This window comes from Bradyrhizobium sp. 76 (genome assembly GCF_023073025.1).
Classification (GTDB): domain Bacteria; phylum Pseudomonadota; class Alphaproteobacteria; order Rhizobiales; family Xanthobacteraceae; genus Bradyrhizobium.
This window is the reverse complement of record NZ_JADPIS010000149.1, coordinates 166360-188142: the sequence shown is the minus strand read 5'-3', so window position 1 is coordinate 188142 and position 21783 is coordinate 166360. Positions and strand designations below refer to the sequence as shown.

Annotated in this window: 20 protein-coding genes and 2 riboswitches; of the genes, 2 read left to right on the top strand and 18 right to left on the bottom strand. The window is 66.6% G+C overall.

Annotated elements, in window-relative coordinates; all coding sequences use genetic code 11:
* Window positions 1-109: 109 nt before the first annotated feature.
* From IVB48_RS36360 to IVB48_RS36350, 3 genes are all read right to left on the bottom strand, one after another.
* On the bottom strand, window positions 110-949 hold the full coding sequence (locus tag IVB48_RS36360) for an AraC family transcriptional regulator (RefSeq protein ID WP_247407827.1): 840 nt from the start codon (window positions 947-949) through the stop codon (window positions 110-112).
* A 202-nt stretch (window positions 950-1151) separates the two neighbouring features.
* Window positions 1152-2573 carry a PepSY domain-containing protein gene (locus tag IVB48_RS36355; protein ID WP_247407824.1) on the bottom strand — a complete coding sequence of 474 codons (1422 nt, stop codon included), beginning with the start codon at window positions 2571-2573 and terminating at the stop codon, window positions 1152-1154.
* Window positions 2574-2584: 11 nt separating this feature from the next.
* Window positions 2585-4933 (bottom strand): TonB-dependent receptor, encoded by a 2349-nt coding sequence (locus IVB48_RS36350; protein WP_247407822.1) that lies wholly within the window; start codon window positions 4931-4933, stop codon window positions 2585-2587.
* A gap of 115 nt (window positions 4934-5048) precedes the next feature.
* Window positions 5049-5251, bottom strand: a riboswitch (cobalamin riboswitch).
* Between the two features lie 70 nt (window positions 5252-5321).
* Between IVB48_RS36350 and IVB48_RS36345 the strand changes: the two genes are divergently transcribed.
* Window positions 5322-5894 carry a histidine phosphatase family protein gene (locus IVB48_RS36345; protein WP_247407820.1) on the top strand — a complete coding sequence of 191 codons (573 nt, stop codon included), beginning with the start codon at window positions 5322-5324 and terminating at the stop codon, window positions 5892-5894.
* Here IVB48_RS36345 and cobT read toward each other — a convergent pair whose 3' ends face one another.
* The 8 genes from cobT to cbiE form a co-directional block, all read right to left on the bottom strand.
* On the bottom strand, window positions 5895-6947 hold the full coding sequence (cobT, locus tag IVB48_RS36340; RefSeq protein WP_247407818.1) for a nicotinate-nucleotide--dimethylbenzimidazole phosphoribosyltransferase: 1053 nt from the start codon (window positions 6945-6947) through the stop codon (window positions 5895-5897).
* A 15-nt stretch (window positions 6948-6962) separates the two neighbouring features.
* Entirely contained in the window at window positions 6963-7712 is a 750-nt protein-coding gene (gene cobF, locus IVB48_RS36335) for a precorrin-6A synthase (deacetylating) (RefSeq protein WP_247407816.1), read from the bottom strand.
* Window positions 7713-7758: 46 nt separating this feature from the next.
* Complete coding sequence (locus IVB48_RS36330; RefSeq protein WP_247407814.1) at window positions 7759-8436, bottom strand: energy-coupling factor ABC transporter permease; 678 nt, start codon at window positions 8434-8436, stop codon at window positions 7759-7761.
* A gap of 36 nt (window positions 8437-8472) precedes the next feature.
* A riboswitch (cobalamin riboswitch) is annotated at window positions 8473-8693 on the bottom strand.
* A gap of 45 nt (window positions 8694-8738) precedes the next feature.
* On the bottom strand, window positions 8739-9470 hold the full coding sequence (cobA, locus tag IVB48_RS36325; RefSeq protein WP_247407812.1) for a uroporphyrinogen-III C-methyltransferase: 732 nt from the start codon (window positions 9468-9470) through the stop codon (window positions 8739-8741).
* A complete protein-coding gene (locus IVB48_RS36320; RefSeq protein ID WP_247407809.1) occupies window positions 9467-10777 on the bottom strand; it encodes a cobyrinate a,c-diamide synthase in 1311 nt (436 codons plus the stop codon). The genes cobA and IVB48_RS36320 overlap by 4 nt, the downstream gene beginning before the upstream one ends.
* Window positions 10777-11559 (bottom strand): precorrin-4 C(11)-methyltransferase, encoded by a 783-nt coding sequence (gene cobM / locus IVB48_RS36315; protein ID WP_247407807.1) that lies wholly within the window; start codon window positions 11557-11559, stop codon window positions 10777-10779. Before cobM ends, IVB48_RS36320 begins: the two co-directional genes overlap by 1 nt.
* Window positions 11556-11924, bottom strand: coding sequence for a cobalamin biosynthesis protein (locus IVB48_RS36310; RefSeq protein ID WP_247407805.1), 369 nt, complete (start codon window positions 11922-11924; stop codon window positions 11556-11558). Before IVB48_RS36310 ends, cobM begins: the two co-directional genes overlap by 4 nt.
* A complete protein-coding gene (gene cbiE / locus IVB48_RS36305) occupies window positions 11921-13102 on the bottom strand; it encodes a precorrin-6y C5,15-methyltransferase (decarboxylating) subunit CbiE (RefSeq protein WP_247407803.1) in 1182 nt (393 codons plus the stop codon). Before cbiE ends, IVB48_RS36310 begins: the two co-directional genes overlap by 4 nt.
* Here cbiE and IVB48_RS36300 point away from each other — a divergent pair.
* On the top strand, window positions 13101-13847 hold the full coding sequence (locus IVB48_RS36300) for a cobalt-precorrin-6A reductase (protein WP_247407801.1): 747 nt from the start codon (window positions 13101-13103) through the stop codon (window positions 13845-13847). The two genes, cbiE and IVB48_RS36300, sit on opposite strands and share 2 nt — an antisense overlap.
* Here the strand turns inward: IVB48_RS36300 and cobJ are convergent.
* The 7 genes from cobJ to IVB48_RS36265 are packed head-to-tail and all read right to left on the bottom strand — an operon-like array spanning window position 13823 to window position 21739.
* Window positions 13823-14557, bottom strand: coding sequence for a precorrin-3B C(17)-methyltransferase (gene cobJ / locus IVB48_RS36295; RefSeq protein ID WP_247407799.1), 735 nt, complete (start codon window positions 14555-14557; stop codon window positions 13823-13825). The genes IVB48_RS36300 and cobJ overlap by 25 nt on opposite strands.
* Window positions 14554-15285, bottom strand: coding sequence for a precorrin-2 C(20)-methyltransferase (locus IVB48_RS36290; RefSeq protein WP_247407797.1), 732 nt, complete (start codon window positions 15283-15285; stop codon window positions 14554-14556). The genes cobJ and IVB48_RS36290 overlap by 4 nt, the downstream gene beginning before the upstream one ends.
* Before the next feature lie 2 nt (window positions 15286-15287).
* The gene (locus IVB48_RS36285) at window positions 15288-15917 is read right to left on the bottom strand and encodes a precorrin-8X methylmutase (RefSeq protein WP_247407794.1); all 630 of its coding nucleotides are present in this window, start codon (window positions 15915-15917) and stop codon (window positions 15288-15290) included.
* A complete protein-coding gene (cobG, locus tag IVB48_RS36280; RefSeq protein WP_247407792.1) occupies window positions 15917-17080 on the bottom strand; it encodes a precorrin-3B synthase in 1164 nt (387 codons plus the stop codon). Before cobG ends, IVB48_RS36285 begins: the two co-directional genes overlap by 1 nt.
* Window positions 17077-20325: a cobaltochelatase subunit CobN gene (gene cobN, locus IVB48_RS36275; RefSeq protein ID WP_247407790.1), complete on the bottom strand. Its 3249-nt coding sequence runs from the start codon at window positions 20323-20325 to the stop codon at window positions 17077-17079. Before cobN ends, cobG begins: the two co-directional genes overlap by 4 nt.
* The gene (gene cobW, locus IVB48_RS36270) at window positions 20325-21359 is read right to left on the bottom strand and encodes a cobalamin biosynthesis protein CobW (RefSeq protein WP_247288998.1); all 1035 of its coding nucleotides are present in this window, start codon (window positions 21357-21359) and stop codon (window positions 20325-20327) included. The genes cobN and cobW overlap by 1 nt, the downstream gene beginning before the upstream one ends.
* Window positions 21356-21739, bottom strand: a complete 384-nt coding sequence (locus tag IVB48_RS36265; RefSeq protein ID WP_247288996.1) for a DUF1636 domain-containing protein — start codon at window positions 21737-21739, stop codon at window positions 21356-21358. Before IVB48_RS36265 ends, cobW begins: the two co-directional genes overlap by 4 nt.
* Between the last annotated feature and the right edge of the window lie 44 nt (window positions 21740-21783).

Genomic DNA, 21783 nt, shown 5'->3' with positions numbered 1-21783 from the left:
GCGTTCTTTGACGCGACGGTGCCAGATGTCAGGACGGGGCATGCGGGGGCCATACCGCCCGCTCTCAAGACTTACCAAATCGTCTCATTCGAAAGCGTGCGACGCAATATCAACCGGCAAGACGCGAGACGTTGCGAAACTCGCGCGGGCTGACGCCGGCATGATCGCGGAAGAAACGCGTGAAATGCGCGGGCTCCGGAAAGCCGAAGCGCTCGCTGAGCTCACCGACCGGCGTCTCCTCGCGCATCACCGCGTCGAGCGCACGCTCCATGCGAACGACGTTGAGATAGAGCTTCGGCGAAACGCCGAGCGAGGTCTCGAACAGGCGGAAGAACTGCGCGCGCGACAGGCCCGCGCCCTTCGCGAACTGGTCGACATTGCCATGTGACTCGTGCATCCGCATCGCATCCATCGCGCGGCGGATCCGCCAGTCGCAGCTCACCGCGCTGATGCCGCGGATCGACGTCGGAAAGCTGCGCCAGGGCGTGAAGCGCTCGATCACGGCAATCATGAGGTCAGACAGTGTCTGCTCGTGGGTGCGCACCGCGTCGGGATTTGCCATCATTTCGGCCGCGAGATGCAGCGTGAGCTGACGGATACGCGGCGACACTTCGCCCGACGGTCGCTCGAAGAAGCCCGGTGCGCCGCTCGCGGCCCATCCCGGCCGGAACTCCTTCAGCCATTTCGGCTCGATATAGAGCGCCATGATGAGGGTACGCGGACGATCGGCGTCGTGCACATAGGCATGCGGCTTCCAGCCGTCGACGAGCACGGCGGCGGTGTCGGTGAGCGGCGTGACCTGATCGCCGACCAGGAACTGGGTGTCGGCGCCCTCGACCTTGAGCAGGACATGGCAATGGTGATGAGCGTGTCGGACCAGCGAACGGTCCATGTCGAGCAGAGCGACCCTGCCGAAAGCGCCATGAGCGATGCGCAGGGCCGTCGACATCAGATCCTTCCTCCCTGCACTGCGCTGCAAAACGATGAGCTTGTTGGCGCGGCACTATAAGCACCACCCGCTTCATATTCCAACGGCGCAAACGGACGCAAGTGGCTCCCGGCCGGTCACCCGCTCAAGTTCGCCCCTTCGCGAGAAGTCGCGCGACCGGGGCGCCTGGTCGGCCTGGAACCAGGTCGCCACCGCTCATTGGTCAGGACCGCAGGCGCCGCCAGCCAATCGCGATCCCAGTGACGGAGAACATCAGTCCCAACGCGCACAGCCCGACAATCAGGGCATCACGCAGGCGCGGACGCGTCAGCAGGACCGGAAAATCCAGCGTGTGCAGCGCGCCGTAGAACCAGCGATAAGCCCGCCGCGACGAATCCAGCCTTTGCAGCAAATTGCCGTCGGCGCCGTCGATGTCGAACCAGAGGTCGCCGCAGGACGAGCGGTAGACCGGGGCGCCCGGGACATTGGACTGCGCGGGATAGTCGTCGTTGTCGGCAAGTACGGACGGTGCGCCGCAGCCGGCCGCGAGGCGCGCGGTCAGCCCCTGGACCTCCTGCCCATCCAGAGATCCCGTTGGTTCATCGCGGGGCGCGTCGCCTGCCTTGATCAAGGTCTGGCCGGCAAGGCCCGTCCGGTCCCGCCGATAGAGAGTGCCGTTGAAGGCAAACCATTCGATCTCGCGGGTCGACGGCGATATAGGCTGCCGATCGAGCGATGCAGCCGCCCCCCAGTTCGGTGAAGCGTTCATCACGCTGGATTCAGCCGAGGTCAATTGCCCACGCGAGAACAGCCGCCCATGATCCATGGAGAGCCAGCCGCTGAAAATCCAGGTCAGTACGAACACCATGGCCGCGAGGCCGATGAGATGATGCAGGGCATGCCAGCCACGATAGGGCGAGCCGATCAGACCGCCTCGAGGTTTGATCCGCGCAAGCCCGAGCACAGCGCCAAGCAAAGCTGCGATCAGGGCCAGCAGCGACAAGGTCCAGACCACCCGATCCCACAGCGACCAATTGCTTCGCAGAACTGTCGGATAGATCCAGTGCAGGACACTTCCGGCGAGATTCCATCCGCGCTCGCGGCGCGTCGTATCCAGGACGATCTCGCCGGTGAGCGAGGAGACATAGACTTCCGTCACGCCGGCGTCACCGAGGGCAACCCGAAACAAGGGCCGGTGGCGGTCAAAGCCGTTCGGCACGCTCCATTGGTCGTAGTACGCGCGTGCGACGATCGCGGCCCGCGCGGCATCCAGCCCGCGGCTGCGGGCGTGATCCCGCGCGATGGCCAGCGCGACGTCGGAAGACGCGACCGACGCGTCGACCCCGTGGGCGGCGAGGACTGCGCCTGCGCGCGATGGCCCCGAAACGACATAGACTGGTCCGTTGCTGCGCTGGATCAGGCGAACGCGCGTCGCATCCGCGATCCCGCTCGCGGCAACAGCATCGGCGACCGCGATCGTCGTCTCACCGCGACCCAGCGGCACGAGGCCGGCAAAGCGTTCCGCTTCCGTCAGGGACGGAAACGGAACGAAGTGCATCACGATCCCTGTCGCGAACCACATCGCGAACAGCAGGCAGAACGCGATCCCGAGCCATCGATGCAGCAGGACGATCGCGCGCATCATCGATCAGCGTCCTACCATTTGAACGCGGCCGAGATCTCATAGGTCCGCGGCGCACCCAGCAGGATCTGGTCTGGATAGAACGGATCGCCCCAGATCGCGTAACGCTTGTCGGCGATGTTGCGCACCCGGAAGGTCAGGCGGGCCTGGTCGACCGCGTTGAACACCGTCTTCGGGATATCGACGAAGGCGTAGACATCGGCCACTGTATAGGCCTTCAGCGTCAAGACATTGGCATCGGTGTTGTAGCGGTCGCCGACATGGCGGCCGATGATGCCGATCTCAACCGCCCAGGGCGCGAAGAAACGGTACGACGCGCCGGCATTGGCGACGACGCGCGGCACGTTCGGCGGCGTATTGCCGGAGAACGAGCCGCCGACGAAATCGTAATCGGCATAGCGGGCGTCGACATAGGCGATGTTGCCCCAGAGGCGCAGCGGCTCGATCGGACGCACCGAGGCGGCAAGCTCGACGCCCTTCGACTCCTGCCGCCCGGCGAGGTTGAGCTGCATGCCGCCTGCCGCCGCATAGACGTTCGTGCGCAAGATGTCATAGGCCGAGAACGACCACTCCGCCCGATTGTCCCAGAACAGGTGCTTGACGCCGGTCTCGTAGGTGCGCGCGGTGGTCAGGTTGAGCGGATCGGTCGGATTGAGCAGAAAGATGTTGTTGGCTGCGATGTCGGCGCCGGTCGCGTATTGGCTGAAAAAGGTCAGGCCCGGAACGGCTTCCCACGTGTAGCCGATACGGCCCGTCGTCGGGACCCAGGATTGCGAGAACGGGAAACCCGCGTTCACGAGCCCGGTCTTGTCGGTCGAGTTGCGGTCGAGCCCGATATGCTCGACGCGGAGGCCGCCGACTAGCGCAAAGGTCCGTGTCAACTTCAACCGGTCCTCGAACGACAGCGCCTCGTCGTCGATCCGCGCGGTCTGCTGCTTAGTCGTGAGCAAGCCGTAATAGCCGCGATCGGGATTGACCAGCGAGACGGAATCATCGGGGAAATTTGCGGCACCCGGCCTCACGAAGTCGAGGTAACTCGACGATAGCGTCGTGACCAGGCGGTTGTCGAAGCCGGCGATGTTGGCATCCCAGATCAAGTCGGTGATGTTGCCGACAAGGCGCTGGCTGTGCGCGACATAGAAGCGCTCGCGATACACCCTGTTCGTCGTGGAATCGAACGCCTCGATCTCATTGTTTAACCAGGTGCGCTCCGCACCATAACCATAGGCCTGGCTTTTCAGCGTCAGGTCAGGCGCAAGCCTCAGCTCGAAGCCACCGCGCAGCCACACCTCCTGCGCCACGTTTCGATTGTCGAGGACGTTGTAGTTGGTGTTGAAAGTGCGGTCGTCGATGGTGACAGCCCCAAGATCAGTCCTGTTGAAGTAATTGCCCGAAACGATTCCCGTCGTCGCATGCGAACCGCTGAAGGCGATCGGCACCAGCGGTGCACCCCAATAGGCTTTCGAACGGTCTTCGCGATACTCGATCGCGCCCCAGATCTTGAGACTGTCGGAGATGCGGTAGTTGAGCTGGCCGGAGACGTCGAGCGTCTTGGTGTTGATGTCGTCGGCAAAACCGTTGAGCGAGGACCGGCTGACGTCGAAGCGATAGTCGAGTCCGTCTACGTTGGTGCTGCCGCCCGACCCGTAATGCGCGCGGAACGAGTTAAGCGAATCCCAGGAAAAATCGGCCTCGTTCCGGATCGCTCCGGTGTGCGGCTGCTTGGTGACGAAGTTGATCGCGCCGCCGGCGGCCCCCTCACCCGAGATCAGCGAGGCCGGGCCTTTGAGGAATTCCACCGCCTCCAGATTGGCCGTATCCATGACCCGCGAAGTCATGTTCTGCGGGCCGATCTTGATGCCGTTGTAGAGCGTGTTGATCTGGCTGTTGGTGAAGCCGCGCATGGAGAACGCCCCGGGCTCGGCCGGATTGTCCCCGGAGGTGACGCCGACGGCACCCTGGGCCACTTCGGAGACGGTGCGATAGCCCTGCTCGCGCATGGTCTCGGCCGAGATCACCTCGACGGTGGCGGGGATCTCTCTCACGGTCAGACCGAGACGCGAGGCGCTTACGGCGATTGCATTGGTGTTGAGCGGCGTTTGCGCCGCTGCGGTCGGCACGACGGGCTTGGGCGCTGCGGATGCAGCCGCCGGCCGGCGCGCAGCTGCGCGGCGTGGGCTCTGCGCGTCCCGGCCGGCCGGCCTGGCCAGCTTGCGGGATTGGGCGGGTGATATCTCGACCGGTGGCAGAGGTTCGCGAGCCTGCTGCGCCAGCGCGGCGGGCAGATCAAGGACGGCAAGGGATGTGAGCGCTGCGGACGCAAGCAGGAATCTGCGCAGTCGGGTGGCATGGACGGAAAACATGGTTCAGACCTCGGTATGACGTCAGTGGCACGTCACAGCGAACCAAGGTCCCATCTTCTGGCTTTGCAGCCTTCCGATGAAGCCGAATGTCTGTACTCCCCGACCGACATCTTCGCGTGTGACCACGGCTGACGGCAGGTCTCCTGGCTCGCGGGTCAGTACCTTGCATCGCCTTCCCGGGACCGAGATACCCAGTGGCTCGTGACGCAAGATTCGCCGCTTACAGTTGCGGGGGCAGCCACGGCATTGGGGACGAAGTCCCCGCACCGCATTCCCTTTTCATCCCCTCTCGGGGAAACCGTCGCGAGCATCTAGGATTACGACCCAGACAGAGTCAATGTGCCTGTTGGCGTTATCGCCACAGCGACCAACTTCCTTGGAGATAAGCATGGAAGGCGAGACCTTCCTCTGGCTGATACGGCATGCGCCCGTCGACGGCGTCAAAGGGACGATTCATGCGGCCGATGCGCCGGCCGATCTCGGCGATCGGGCGCAGCTGGAGGCGCTGCGGCAGCACCTGCCGCGGGACGCCACGAGCTTTGCGAGCCCGTCGCGGCGCACGGTCGAAACGGCGCGCGCGCTGGGGCTAGAACCGATGCAGGTAGGCGAATTCAGCGAGCAGGATTTTGGCGACTGGACCGGCCGTCGGCATGACGAGCTCGCAGCGGCTGGTGACGAGGCCTATGCGCAGTTCTGGAACGATCCGGCGCGCGGACGGCCGCCGGGCGGCGAAAGCTTTGAGGATCAGGTCACGCGCGTCCGGCTGGGTCTCTCCCGGATCGGCACCGGATCGGCCACGCTTGTCGTGCATTCCGGCACGATCCGAGCGGCGCTGTGCATCGCGCTGGATCTGACGCCACAAGCGGCCCTGCGCTTCGTGATCGATCCGCTGTCGCTGACCCGGGTCGACCGGCTCGCGACCGGTTGGCGCGTCGTCTCCGTCAACCAGCGGATGATTTGATCAGGCCGGACGATCAGGCACATTGGCCTGCGCAAAGGTCGCCATGCCGTTGTGGAGCGCGCAGGCAGATCGCACCAGCGGCAGCGCGATGGCCGCGCCCGATCCTTCGCCGAGCCTGAGATCGAGGCTGATCAGCGGTTGCACGTTCAGCGCGCGAAGCACCAGCCGATGGCCCTGCTCCGCGGACTGGTGGGAGGCCAGCAGGAACGACTGGCACGACGGATTGAGGCGCGCAGCCGCCAGCGCCGCCACCGACACGATGAAGCCGTCGATCAACACGGGAATGCGGCGCTGTGCAGCCGCAATGATGGCACCGCAGATCGCCGCGATCTCGAGGCCGCCGACGGCGCACAGTATATTTTCAGGCGAAGCGCCGGCAACGCCATGGCGCGCAATCGCAGCGTCGATCACCCGCGCCTTGTGCGCCCGGCCGGCCGCGTCGACGCCGGTGCCGCTGCCGGCGATCTCCTCGGCGCTCACGCCGAGCAGGCCCGCTGCGATCGCCGCCGATGTCGTGGTGTTGCCGATGCCCATCTCGCCGAAGATCAGAAGATCGGGCCGATTGGCCTCCGCGCGCGCAACCGCACGCTGGCCGGCTTCGAAGGCAAACGCCAGCTCGACAGGTGTGAGCGCGGCTTCGACGCTGAAATCACGCGTGCCGCTGCGCGGCTTGTCGGTCACGATTCCTGCCATCTCCTCCTGCGCCAGCGTGCCGGCGTCGACGACCTCCAGATTAGAGCCTAACTCGCGGGCGAGCACCGAGATCGCGGCGCCGCCGGAGGCAAAATTCGCCAGCATCGCGATGGTCACTTGTTGCGGATAGGCCGAGACGCCTTGCACGACGATGCCGTGATCGCCGGCGAAGACGATGATCGGCACCCGCGCCGCGCGCGGTTGCTCAGTTGCTTGCAGGCCCGCAAGCTCGATGGCGAGCTGCTCGAGCCGGCCGAGCGCGCCGGTCGGTTTTGTCAATTGCGCCTGACGCGCAATCGCTGCCTCGCGATGGACAGCGGAGATGTCGGGACATTGTTGGGTGACCCATTCAGGGAGCATGCTGCCTCGCTTGCCTTACGGCCTGCGCTTGAGGATGTAACTGTCCATGATCCAGCCATGCCGCTCGCGCGCCTCTTGCCGCACGGCGACGATGCGCGGGCCGATCTCGGCCAGCGCGCCGGACATGATGATCTGATCGGGCATGCCGAGATAGGCGCCCCACCAGACATGAAGTCCCGCCGGATCAAGCGACTGGAACGCCGTGCCGCCGTCGAGCATCACCACCACGGTATCGACACCTGCCGGCCAACCGCCATCGCGCAAGCGGCGTCCCGTCGTCACCAGGAATGGCTCGCCGATGTCGTTGAGCGGCATGGCATGCGCCGCGCACAGCGCCTGGATCGAGGTGATGCCGGGCACGACCTCGATCCTTGGTGAGGGATTGAGCCGCCGCGCAATGCGTAGCGAAGAATCATAAAGCGAGGGATCGCCCCAGATCAACAGCGCGACCTTGCCCTCGCCTTCAAGATGGCTGGCGATCGCCTGCGACCAGGTCGCGGCCACGGCATCGTGCCAATCATCCACGCCCTTGCGGTAATCCGCTTCAGCCGCGTCGCGCACAGGAAGATCGAACTCGGCGATGCGCGTCGTTTGATTGGTGAGCACATCCGCGCAGATCGTCCGCCTGAGATCGGCGAGATCGGATTTTGCGGTCCCCTTGCGCGGGATCAGGACGAGATCGGCCGCGTTGATCGCACCGATCGCGGCGCGCGTCAGCTGATCGGGATTGCCGCAACCGATGCCTATCAGGGAGAGCGTGAACATCGCGGTTGCGAAGGGCGGCCATGACGGCCGCCCGTTCGCTTGTCTCTCAGGCCGCGTTATGCAGGCGCGGCGTGACGAGGCCGGGCGCCGTGACGCCGCGCAACGACTTTGCCAGCGCCAGCACGCCGAGATCGGCAAGCGGCTCGATCACAATGACCAGCGCGTAGGACGCCGCAAACGTCGCGATGCTGGCGAGGTTGGTCGCGCCGAAACCGGAGCCATAAAGCGCCCAGAACGCCACCCAGGCGATGACGCCGAACTGATACGTCGTCGAAAGCGCCAGTGCCTGGCGGTACTTCAAATCGACATAGGCGGTGTTGCGCGAAATGATCCGCGTGGCAATCGCCTGGATCGCGAACAGCGGCACCAGCAGCGTGGTTACGTTCATGCCAAATTGCGGCAAATCGGGCGGCTCGAAGAAGATGCCCTGGAACAGCAGGCCGAACGCGAGGCCGAAGGCCGCTGGCGCAGCTCCGAACAGCAGGAACAGGGTCGAGCCGAGGATGAAGTGCACTTCGGAGACGCCGACGGGGAAGTGCGGCAGGATCTCGAAGAAGATGAACACGAGGCCCGTGGTGGCGAGCGTGCGCGCCGCGAACGACGTGATGCCCTGCTCGCGCACGGTCTCAACCGCGAGCTTCAACGCAACGCCGCCGACCGCGATGCCGGTTGCGTAACTCAACACCAGCTTGGCGTCCGACACTAGTCCGGGTTCGATATGCATGGCTCAGATCCTTCTTGCCGTCACACCCGACGGCCTTGGCCTAAAAACGTGCAGGGCCGGTCTCCTGGCTCGCGGTTCACTGGGAGTCTCCGGCCTTCCCGAACCTTGCGGCCCAGTGGCTGATCGAAGTCCCTCACCGCTTACAGTCGCGGGGGCGGCTGGGGTTTTGGGCGCCGCAACTGGGTCCGCCCACCCCCATTCCCGATTATGCTCCAGCGCTTTGCGCCGCGTCGAGCACCATGCCTCTCCTGTGTGCCCCTTTCGCCAGCCGGGCGTCAAGGGGCGAAGGGCGGCCAAGGCCGTCATGACGGATAATCACCCGCCAGCGCGCCGAACAAGATGACGGCCGCCGTGGAGGCCGCCCCGCCGCGCGCAAGCTGCTCGGCAAGCTCCGAAATTGTGGTGCGGACCAGCCGCTCATCGGAACGGCCGAGGGATTCGGCGAACAGCGCCGGCGTGGTTGGGGAGAGCCCGTGCTCGATCAATTTTGCGACAAGCGCCGGAAACGTGCGGCGGCCCATATAGACCACGGTCGTCGCTTCGGGATCGGCCAGCGCCGCCCAGTTGAGGTCTGGCGGCAGCTCACCCGTCACGTCGGCGCCGGTGATGAACTGCACCCGCCGCGAGGTGTGACGCCGGGTCAGCGGAATCCCGGCCTGGGCCGCAGCGACGCAGGCCGTGGTGACACCGGGAATAATCTCATAGCCGATGCCCGCTTCGCGCAGCGTCTCGAGCTCCTCCTCGAGCCGGCCAAAGATGCCGGCATCGCCCGACTTCAATCGCACCACGCGCACGCCGGTAGCAGCATAGTCGACCAGCAGGCGGTTGACGTGGTGCTGCTTGGTCGAGGGCCGCCCCGCCCGCTTTCCGACCGCGACGAGATTGGCGCCGGGCCGGGGCAGATCGAGGATCGCACCCGAAGCAAGATCGTCATAGAGCACGACATCAGCCTCGCGCAGCCGTGCGGCCCCCTTGAGCGTGAGGAGCTCGGGATCGCCGGGGCCGGCGGAAACGAAGGAGACAAAACCGCTCACCGGTCCTCCGCGATCAGATGAAAGAACGTGCCGGTGGCTTGTCCCCGCCGCGAGCCGGTCTCGGCGATGACCGCGCCTGTCGCGTCGTGCACGACCGCCAGCGGCGTGTCGGGCTGCGCGAGGATCGTCGAATAGTGGAATTCATGGCCACGCAGGCGTGCGCCCGCCTGATGACCCGGCATCGGCGCGGCGAGTTCAGCCAAGCGATAGCCGAGATGCATGCGGCGTTTGGCAAAGCTCGTCTCCAGACCGAGCAGGCCCGTCATCTCATGACGAACACCGTCGGCGTCGGTCAAAGCGGTCCCCAGCACCATATAGCCTCCGCATTCGCCGTGCACCGGCCGCGTCTCGGCGAAGGTGCGTAATCCGCTGTGGAAGCGCGCATTGGCCGCGATCTTGCCGGCTTGAAGCTCGGGATAACCGCCAGGCAGCCAGCAGACATCGGCGCCCGGATCAGGGGCTTCATCAGCCAGTGGCGAGAATGTCGATATCTCCGCACCCGCCGCGCGCCACGCTTCCAGCATATGCGGATAGACGAAGGAGAACGCGGCGTCGCGGGCAAGCGCAATGCGCTGGCCGGGCGGCGTCACGTTCACGCCGCTCGCGGCAGGTTGCGGCGACCAGCTGGCAGCCGATTGCAGCACCGCATCGAGATCGACATGCTCGGCGACGAAGCGTGCGGCCTCGTCGATCAGCTTGCCGATCTCCGCCTGCTCCTCGGCCTGCACCAGTCCGAGATGCCGTTTCGGCAGGCTGATCTCGGCATGACGCGGCAGCGCGCCGAACACGGCAATGCCGGCATCCAGCAGCGCACGCCGCACGAGGGCTTCATGGCGCGGGCTGGCAACGCGATTGAGCACGACGCCGGCAAGGCGCACGCCGGGACGATAATCACGAAGGCCTGCGGCGATCGCCGCCGCCGTCTGTGCCTGTCCCGAGGGATCGATCACGAGCAGCACCGGCCAGTCCAGCATCTCTGCAATGTCGGCGGTCGCGCCGGTGCCGCAGACACCGCGCGCGGCGACGCCGTCGAACAGGCCCATCGAACCCTCGGCCAGCACGACATCGGCGTCGGTGCCGCGACTGACGAGATGCGAGATCGTCGCGCGATCCATCGCCCAGCTGTCGAGGTTGACGGAAGCGCGTCCCGTAGCGGCGGCATGAAACGCGGGGTCGATATAGTCGGGGCCGCTCTTGAAGCACTGCACCCGCAATCCGCTGTTGCGCCAGGCGCGGGCAAGCGCCAGCGTCAGCGTCGTCTTGCCGACACCGGAGGCCGGCGCGGAGATGACGAGACCTGCCGCCATCACGACACCTCCGGAAAGCGCGGCTCGGCGCCCACGGGGCGATAGCGGCGGTCGTAATCGGCGGCATAGAGACGGCTCTCGTCGAAATCCGCCGAGCCCAGCGTTTTGCCGACCAGGATCAATGCAGTGCGCTCCATCTCGACGCCTACAGCCGCATCGAGTGTTGCCAGCGTCGCGCGGACGATGCGCTGGTCAGGCCAGCTCGCACGCCAGACGATCGCGACCGGACAATCCGCGCCGTAATGCGGCGTCAGCTCGGCGACGACCTTGTCGAGCAGATGGATCGACAAATGAATTGCGAGTACCGCACCGGTGGCGGCGAAGGCGGCGAGCTTCTCGCCCTCAGGCATCGCACTGGCGCGGCCCGGCGTGCGCGTCAAAACCACGGTCTGGGCAAGGCCGGGCAGCGTCAGTTCGGCCTCCAGCGCAGCTGCGGCAGCCGAGAAAGAGGGAACGCCGGGCGTCACGGTGTAAGGAATATCGAGCGCGCGCAGGCGACGCAGCTGTTCGCCCATCGCCGACCAGATCGAGAGATCGCCGGAATGCAGCCGCGCGACGTCCTTGCCCTCGGCATGCGCGGCAGCGATCTCCGCGATGATCTCATCGAGCGACATCGGCGCGGTATTGACGATGCACGCGCCGGGCGGGCAATGCGCCAGCACGCCCTCCGGCACCAGCGAGCCGGCATAGAGGCAGACCGGACAGACAGCAATCAGATCGCGTCCGCGCAATGTCAGCAAGTCGGGAGCGCCCGGCCCGGCGCCGATGAAATGCACCGTCATGCGCCGTCTCCTTCCGCAATCGCGGCGGTCGCGGTGCGATCCTGCGAGACCGTCCGCGTCGCAATCAATCGCGCGCGAGGACCAGCCGCCGCGAGCGCTGCGGCCTCCGCGACCGATCCCGTCCTGAATTTTTCCGCGACGAGTTTTGACTGCGTTGGCGTGTCGATGCCGGCCAGCATTTCGGCGGCGATCGCCTTGATCGGCACGCCGCATTCGCGCGCAAGCTGCTTCAACACCTCCGCCTCGGCTTTGTCACTCACAGTCGCGATGGCCGCGAGGCCTTCGGAGCCGCCCGCCGCCAGCAGCGCTTCTCGCAGCGAGGCCAGCGTGACATCTTTTTTGAATCCGAGTCCGGCGACTTTCATCGAACCGAACTCCATTGCACCACCGGCCGCGCTGTCTCCCAGGAGCGATAGCGGCCGAGCGGGGCGGCATGTGCAATCTCGACCCGCATCAGTTCGCCGCCGTGGCGCTGGTGCAGCTCGCCAAGCAGCGCCTCCGTCTCCAGCGTCACCGCATGCGCGACAAGCCGCGCGCCCGGCGTGAGTCGCGACCAGATGGCATCGAACATCGCAATGTCGAAGCCGCCGCCGATGAAGACGGCGGCCGGCGCTTCCAGTGCTGTGAGGGCTTCGGGCGCCTTTCCCGTGATGACTGTGATCCGATGTGCCAATCCGAACGCGGCCGCATTGCTGCGGATATTCCCAGCGCGATCCTCGCGCGCCTCGACGGCGATCGTCGTCCCGCCGCAGAGCGCCCACTCGATCGAGATCGAACCCGAGCCGGCGCCGATGTCCCAGAGACGTTCACCGGGACGCGGCGCCAGCGCCAAGAGCGCGAGCGCGCGGACCGGCCGCTTGGTGATCTGGCCGTCATGAACGAAGAGATCGTCCGACAGGCCCGAGCTGCGGGGAAGGCCTTGCGCTCCTCTCGCCTCAACGGCAACCGCGACCAGGTTTCCGGCGACGTCGCCTGCGAAGCTATCGGCGCGATGTTCGTTGATGCTTTCGCGCGGCCCGCCGAGCGCGGCGAGCGTCCAGAATGCCGAAGCGCCCCATCCGCGCTCCGTCAGCCATTTCGCGAGCTCGCCTGCGGCCTTCCCGTCACGTACGAGGCAAATGATGCGCGCACCTCGCGCCAGATGCGGCACGAGACGCTCGAATGGCGCGGCGTGAAGCCCAAGACAGACAACGGATTCGAGGCGCCAGCCCAGCCGTGCGGCGGCGAGCGAAAACGTTGACGGGGCCGAATGCGCGATCCACTCCCCGGCGTCCAGCTTCTCCGCGAGGCTTGCACCCGCGCCGTGCCAGAACGGATCGCCGGAGGCGAGCACCGCCGTCGGGCGGCCGCGACAGCCCAGCACGACATCCGCGTCGAACGGCACCGGCCACGCGCGGCCGCGGCTACCAACATCTACAAGCGCGAGATGACGCTCACCGCCAAAGACAGTTTCCGCCGTGGCCAGCGCCTTTCGGCTTGCCTCGGACAGCCCGGCAAGGCCATCTTCGCCGATACCGATGATGGTCAGCCACGGATCAGCCATGACACGCGCCCTTATTCTGGGCGGAACAGCCGACGCAAGCCTGCTTGCGGCGGAGATCGCGCGCGCAGGTATCGATGCCGTCTATTCCTATGGCGGCCGCACTCGCGCGCCCGCCGACCAGCCGCTGCCGACCCGCAACGGCGGTTTTGGTGGCGTCAGTGGACTTGCCGACTACATTCGCCGTGAAGGCATCACGCATGTGATCGATGCGACGCACCCCTTCGCGGCCGAGATGAGGCGCAACGCGGTCGCGGCATGCGCGGAAACCGGAACGCCGCTGATTGCGCTGGAGCGCGCGCCTTGGACGAGGGTATCCGCCGACAACTGGATCGAGGTCGCAGATGTCAACGCCGCGGTCGCCGCGTTGCCAGACGCGCGGGCAAACGTATTCCTCGCCATCGGCCGCCAGCACATCGCGCCATTCGCAACCAAGCCGCAGCACGTCTATACGCTGCGTTTCGTCGATCCGCCCGAAGGACCCCTGCCCTTCGCCGCAGAATTGATCGTGTCGCGTGGGCCATTCACGCTTGAGGCCGAGCTGGAGATGATGCGCAAACGCAGCATCACCCGGATCGTCGCCCGCAATTCGGGCGGCGACGGCGCGCGCGCCAAGATCGACGCTGCGCGGGTACTCGGCCTGCCGGTGATCATGATCGCACGACCGCAACTGCCGGAAAGATTGCGGGTCGAGGGCGTGGCCGAGATCATGCAATGGCTCGGTCATCGCACCTGCCTCGGCGCATAGACCCAGCGGCCGACGCGGCGTGTCTGCGAGTTGCCCACGATCACCAGCGTGCGCATGTCGGCCATTTCGGGTGTCGCTTCCTTCAGCCTGACGGTCTCGATCTTTTCATCGGCGGCGCTGATCGCGCGCGCGAAGATCACGAGGCGCTCGCCGCAGCCGGCCTCCTTCAGCACCGCAAGCGCGCGGCCAAAACCCTCCGGTCGGCTCGCCGAGCGCGGATTATACATCGCAATGGCAAAGTCGGCTTCCGCGGCGACCCGCAGGCGCTTCTCGATCACCGCCCACGGCTTGAGATTGTCCGAGAGATTGATCGCACAGAAATCATGGCCGAGCGGCGCGCCAACGCGCGCGGCAGCGGCCAGCATCGCAGTGACGCCAGGCAGCACACGGATCGGCAGCTCCAGCCATTGCGGCGCCTGTTCGAGCGCCTCGAACACGGCAGAAGCCATTGCGAAGACGCCGGGGTCGCCGGAGGACACGATAACGACTTGCCCGCCTTCGGCCGCGAGCCGCAGCGCCTCGCTTGCGCGCTGCAGCTCTTCGCGATTGTCGGAAGGATGCAAAGTGAGCCCTGCCCGCGCTGGCACGCGCGCGACATAGGGCGCGTAGCCCAGAATGTCGGTCGCGGCAGCAAGCGCAACGGAGACCTCGGGCGTCACCAGCGCATCGCTGCCCGGCCCGAGGCCCGCGATGGTCAGCGTGCCCGTCATTCGACGGCGTCCGGATGCCGGCCCTTGCCGTGCACGAGCACGATCGCGAAATAGGGGCAGTCGGCGGCATCGATCTCCGCGAGCCGCACCACGCGCTCGCCGGGCATGGTGCCGCGCTCGACCAGCCAGGCGTCGTCCAGCCGTCCGGCGGCAGCGAGCGCGCGGCGGACCTTTGCCAGATTGCGCCCGGTCTTCATGATCACGAGCGCATCGGAATCGCGCATGCGGCGCTCGAGCTCGGCCTCGGCGAGCGTGCCCATGAGCACCGTCGTCACGTCATCACCGAGCGCGATCGGCTGTCCCACGCCATTCCAGCAGCCGACCATGCCGGGAATGCCGGCGATCACCTCGATCTCGACACGGCCTTGCAGGCGCGTGTGCAGATGCATGAAGGAGCCGTAGAAGTAAGGATCGCCCTCGCAGAGCACGACGACGTCGACCGCACGCGCCAGCCGGGCCAGACGTTCCGCCCATTCGTCGTGGAAGCCGGCAAGCAGCTGGACATATTCAGGCGTGTCGAAGGCGATTTCCGTGGTGACCGGATATTCCATCGGATATTCGGTGACGTCGGCCGCCAACATGCCCTCGACAATCCGGCGCGCCTGGCCGGGCCGGCCCTTCTTGCGGAAATAGGCGACATGCCTGGCGCCACGCACCGTCCGGTCCGCGCGCACGCTCATCAAATCGGGATCACCGGGGCCGAGACCGCAGCAAATGATGCGTCCCATCGCTATTCGCTCCGGCTCGCCAGCGCGTTCACGGCGGCGACCGTGATCGCGGAACCGCCGAGGCGGCCCTCGACCGTGAGCGCCGGCACCTTCGGATCGGCCATCAGCGCAGCCTTGGATTCGGCCGCGCCGACAAAGCCGACGGGACAGCCGATGATCGCCGCGGGCCGCGGGCAGCTCCGGTCCTCCAGCATGTTGAGGAGATGAAACAACGCAGTCGGCGCGTTGCCGATCGCCACGATCGCGCCGTCGAGATGCGGCCGCCACAGCTCCAGGGCCGCAGCCGAACGGGTGTTGCGCATGGACTGCGCGAGCGCAGGAACGGTCTCGTCGCCCAGCGTGCAGATGACGGCGTTGGCGGCGGGAAGCCGCGCGCGCGTAATTCCTTCGGAGACCATGCGCGCGTCGCACAGGATCGGTGCGCCCTTCTGCAACGCCGCGCGGGCGGCGACCGCCATGCCTGATGTGAAGCGGATATGCGCTTCGAGGCCGACCATGCCGGCGGCATGGATCATCCGCACCACCACCTGCTCCTCGTCCGGCGTGAAGTGCGCAAGATCAGCTTCAGCCCGGATGGTCGCAAAGGACTGCCGGTAGATTGCTGCGCCGTCGGTCTCGTAAATGTGCGGCATCAGTGCCCTCCCATCAAGATGGAGGGATCTCTGACGATGTCGTCGCGGTTCAGCCCGCGCAGGATGGGCTCATCGCGTGTCGACCCGGCGCGCACGAGATCGAAGCCTGCGCCGGTCGCGACCAGAGTGATGGCGGCCGGACCGGAATGGGCGCAGCCCTTGGCACAGCCGGAGACGTGGAGCCGTGCGGCCGCGCCGATGTTCGGCGCCAGCGCCGCGGCAAGGCCGCGGGTATCGGCATGCGCCTCGCGACAGCGTGGCGCACCGCTGCAAGCGATGACGCGCAGCGCAGGGTCGTAGGCCTCGGTGATGAGACCGGTCGCGCTCGGCATCGCGCGCTTGCCCTCGCTCAAAACCATCCGCCATGGCGTCATGCGCAGCGCATGTCCGCAACCGGCGAACTGGTTGAGCGTCGCATGCGCCATCTGCCCGAAGGCGACGCCGACCATCGCACCTTGCGCATAGAGGCCGGGACGCGCCGCGGCCATGATCGGCGCCGGCTCGGCCTCGCCGCGCAATGCCTCCGGCAGGATTGCGCCAGTGGCAAGATGCGCCGCCATCCGCCCTCGCCCGCCTCTGGCGCCGCCTGAGGTCACGAACCAGTTGGCGAATGCGAGTGTGGTGGTCACGGCCTCGCCGCGCGCGACGGAGCGGCCGAGTTTGTCGCCATCAGCCCGCACCAACAGTCCGCCGGAACCATCGCGCTCGATCCGCACGTCCGCGGAATCGCCCGCAAGCACGCGTGAGGTGCCATCGTCGATGGCGAAGCCGAACTTGGTTGGGAGTTCGAGCGTGCTGTCGGCGAGCGCCTCCTCGAGCTCGGCGGCGAGCGATTGGGTCGCGTCGCCGGCACGCCAGAACGGCGTCACAAGGATGTTGCGACGGGATTCGGTGTCAGCGTCCGGATCGAGCAGCGCCAGTTGGGCAAGGCCCTCGAGCAGCAGCCTGTGGCTGGTCTCGTTGACGCCCCTGATCTGGAGATTGGCCCGGCTGGTCACGTCGATCAGGCCGTTGCCATGGCGTTCGGCAAGATGGGCCAGTCCGGAGATCTGGGCCGCGTCGAGCCGTCCGCCGAACGGACGCACGCGGACCACGAGCCCGTCGCCCGATTGCATCGGGCGCAGGGCGCCGGGACACCAGCCCTTGACCACGGAAGCGCTCATGACGCCTCCCGCAGCGCAGCCGCAATCGAATTGCGGCGCGTTCGCCAGAGCGAGGCCTCATGCAGGCGCGTGAAACACGTCTCCATCGCCGCGAGTGCCGCCGGATTTTCGCGGGCCATGAAGGCCCGGACCTCGTCATGTCCGAGCGTCGCATCGTAGTAGAGGTCGAACAGATGCGGCGGCACGGCGCCGGCCAGATGCGCGAAGGCGGCCATATGCTCGAGCGTTGCGGTGATCTCGGCCGCCCCGCGAAAACCGTGGCGCATCATGCCGGCGATCCAGGCCGGATTGGCCGCGCGCGCGCGGACGACACGGGAGATTTCCTCGGTCAGCGTACGCGCATGCGGCTGCTCGGGGCGCGTCGCATCGAGATGATAGAGCGATGGCCCTGCCGCACCGAGATGTGCCGCGGCGGCCGCAATGCCGGCCTCATGTGCGGCATAGTCGGCCGCGAGCAGAAGATCGGTTTCCGGCAAATCCTGCACGTGAACAAAAGCATCGGCCGATGCGAGCCGCTTCTCGATACCGGCACGATCGAGCCTGATCTCGCCATCGGCCGAAAACGCCCATGACGATGCCGAGAGCCAGGCTTCGCCGGCGGCTTCGCGCGTCTCGGGCGTGAAGGCGTCCGGGATTGCCGAGAGGCCGACGCCGTATTGTCCGGGACGCGGCGCGAACACGCGCGATGTGCGATGGCGATATGGATTTTCGTCGCCCTCGTCCTCGCGGGCCGACAGCGCCTCGGCTGCCGCCTCGAACAATTGCGCAAGACCTGAGAAGACGTCGCGAAACAGGCCCGAGACCCGCAGCGTGACGTCGATGCGGGGCCGGCCAAGCTCGGCAGGCGCGATGATGTCGTAGCCGGTGACGCGGCCGGAGGCGTGATCCCAGCGCGGTGCGAGGCCGGCCAGATGCAGCGCCATGGCAAACTCTTCGCCCGCAGTGCGCATCGTCGCCGAACCCCAGAGATCGACGACCAGGCCCTTTGGCCAGTCGCCGTGATCCTGCAGATGACGGCGCAGCAGCTCTTCCGCGAGCTTGACGCCTTGCGCGTGCGCCGACGGCGTCGGTACCGCGCGCGGATCGACGGCGAAAAGATTGCGTCCCGTGGGCAGCACATCGTGACGCCCGCGATAGGGCGAACCTGACGGCCCCGGCGCGACGCGCTGTCCTGCAAGCGCGGCCCGCAAAGCGTCGCGCTCCGCGTCGCCGCATGCGCCACGGCCGAACACGTGGAGGCCGTCACCGAACTGGCTTTCCTTGAGATCGCAGACGAAGCGGTCGATCCGCGGGATCGCTTCGGCCGGTGCGGCGGCTGCATCGAGGCCGAGATCGTCTTCGAGGCCTGCCGCGCGCGCCTCGTCACGGATCGCGGCGATCAGACGCTGGCGGCGGGCGGGATCGAGGCCATCAGCCGTCGAGTACTCGTCGAGGAGCTGTTCAAGCCTGCGCAATCCGTCCGGCACCGCCGATGCTGCGAGCTGCGGCGGCAGATGGCCGATCGTGACGGCACCCAGGCGCCGCTTGGCCTGCGCGGCCTCGCCGGGATCGTTGACGATGAAGGGATAAATGACGGGCACATCGCCAATCAGGGCTTCCGGCCAGCACGCCTGCGACAGCGCCACGGATTTTCCGGGCAGCCACTCCAGCGTGCCGTGCGCGCCCATATGCACAACGGCATCACAGCCCTGCTCGCGCAGCCAGAGATAGAACGCGACATAGGCGTGGCGCGGCGTGCGCGCGAGATCGTGATAGTCGCCATCGCGCGTAGTCGCATCGCCACGCTCCGGCTGAACCGCGATGATCGACCGGCCGCACTGAATCGCGGCGAAATGGAACGCGCCGTCGCGGCAACCGGGATCGGTCTCCGGCGCGCTCCAGGCTTGCGCGAGATCATCCTGCAAGCCTTGCGGAAGGCGCGACAGCGCAGCACGGTAGTCGGCAACGCTCCAGCTCAAGCTCTGCTTGAGCAACGTCTCGCCGAGCGCATGGACCGGCGCAACATCGAAGCCGGCCTCCGAGAGGTCGGACACCAATGCGTCGACCGACGCCAGCGCATCGAGACCCACCGCATGCGCAATCTGATGCGGACGGCCCGGATAGTTCGAGAGCACGAGCGCCATCCCCTTCTCAGCGACGGGCTTCTCCGCAAGGCGCTGCCAGGCCGCAACGCGCGCGGCAACGGCCTTCACGCGCTCCCCGTCGGGCCTGTGTGCCAGATGCGAAAATTGCAAATCGGGATCGCGCATCGCTGCCGATTTGAAGCTCACCACGCCCGCAAACAGGCGGCCGTCGACCTCGGGCAGCACCACATGCATGGCGAGGTCGCCGGGCGAGAGGCCGCGGAGCGAACTCGCCCAGTCCTCGCGGCGTGCCGTGGAGAGCGCGACCTGGAATACCGGGCAGGATGCGGCATCGAGCGGCGTCGTGCCGTCGTCGCCCATCGCCGAGAACGCCGTCGCATTGACGATCGCGGCCGGAGAATTTTGCGCGAGATATTCCCCTAGCCAATCCGCAACGCCTGGAGCCTTCAGCGAGGTGACGAACACACCATGCGCGTCGAACCCCTTCTCGCGCAATGCGGCGATCAGGGCATCGACCGGGCCAGTGTCGGCAGCGGTGAGATAGGAGCGATAGAAGGCCACGAGCGCTCGCGGCCTGCCCTCACCCGACGCCGGCGCGGCAATGACACCGCGCGCCGGATCGTAAAAGCCCATCTCGGGCATGGTCATCTCGCCGATCACGGGGCCGGCATAGAGGCCCGAAGCCAGCGCAAGCTGCGCGATCGCGGCTTGCGATGCGACGGGGCCGCCGGTGTCGCAGAGCACCTTGAGCCGCCGCAGCGTCGAGACCGGCAGGGTCGAATACGCATCCAGGCGCGTGTCGTCGCGGCCGTCGGCCGGCAGCACCGCCAGCACGATGCCGCGCTCCTTCGCCAGTTGCTGCAGGGCCCCGAGCCCATACGACCAATAGGATTCCCCGCCGATCAGACGCACGAGGATGCCGCGCGCCTGCGCAAGCGTGCGCTCGATATAGGTGTCGACCGAGAGCGGATGACGGAGTTCTGCGAGATTGACGAGTCGTAGCGACGGCAGGCTGTCGCGGCCACGGCGCCAGCCGGCCGCGAATGCGGCAAGATCGGAATCCGAATACGAGAGCACCACGAGATCGGCCGGGTCCTGGCCGATGTCCCTTGGTATCGCGGTCTCCTCGAGACCGCGGCTCTCGCGGAAGACGACGTGCATCAGATACCGAGTCCCGCCTTGATCGCGGCTTCATCAATGTTTCCGTGCTCGCCGATCACGACCAGCTTTGACCGTCTCGCACCCGCGCCCCAGGGCTTGTCGAACTGGTGCCGCACGCGCTCGCCGACCGCTTGCAGCAAGAGACGCATCGGCTTGCCCTCTACCGCGATGTAACCCTTGACGCGCAGCACATTCTGCTCGCGCGCCAGACGCTGAACGGATGCAACCAGCGCGTCGATGTCGGTGACTTCAGGAAGATCGATCACGACGGACGCAAAATCGTCGTGCTCGTGATCCTCTTCGCCGTCGTGATGCGAGGGACGCGCGGCGAGATCGTTCTCGGCGGCAGCGCCGAGACCGAGGATGAGGCGCGCGTCGATCGCGCCGTCGGTAATCGCCAGCATCGGCACGCGGCGCGACATCTCGGCGGTGATCGCCGCTTTGGCTGCTTCGAGCCCTGCCGCACCCGCAAGATCGGCCTTGGTCAGCAGCACGATGTCGGCGCAGGCGATCTGGTCCTCGAACACTTCCGACAGCGGCGTCTCATGGTCGAGATTGCCGTCCGCCGCGCGCTGCGCCTCGACCGCAATTGGGTCGGGCGCGAAACGGCCGGCAGCAACAGCTTCGGCGTCGGCAAGCGCGATCACACCATCGACCGTAATGCGCGAACGGATCTCCGGCCAGTCGAATGCCTTGAGCAGCGGCTTCGGCAGTGCCAGGCCCGAAGTCTCGATCAGGATGTGGTCGGGCCTGACCGGCCTCGACAGCAGCTTCTCCATGGTCGGAATGAAATCGTCCGCGACGGTGCAGCAGATGCAGCCATTGGCGAGCTCGATGATGTTCTCTTCCGGGCAATTCGCATCGGCGCAGGATTTCAGAATCTCGCCATCGACGCCCTCGCTGCCGAACTCGTTGACGAGCACCGCGAGCTTCTTGCCGTTAGCGTTGGCAAGCAGATGCTGGATCAGCGTGGTCTTGCCGGAGCCGAGAAAGCCCGTGACGACCGTGACGGGGACTTTTGCGAGCGAATTCATTCGGCGGCCTCCGGCACGACGGCCAAGGGGAGAATGGGGGGAATGCGGGCAAGCGATTGCTTGCGGAAGATCTCCGGGCGGCTGCGCCAGGGCACGAGGCCATCGGGTGCGGCCGCATAGGCCGCGGCGCCCGCGACCACGTCGCTCGCATGCGCATCCGAGAGGCGACCATAGACATAGGACCAGCGGCCGGGTGCGCTGAGCGCGACCGAGCAACCCTGGTTGCATGCAGACAGGCATTCGACCGGAACCACGCTGACGCCATCGGGCACGCCGGCCTCGAGGATCGCACCATGCAGGCGCTTGCCGGGCGTCGTCTCGCCCTCGCCAAGCGTCTGGCCGGCGCGGCAGGTGATGCAGACATGAAGTGTGACGGTCATCGCTTCTTCCAGAATAAACAGCGGGAAGCGAAGAGGCCCACGAA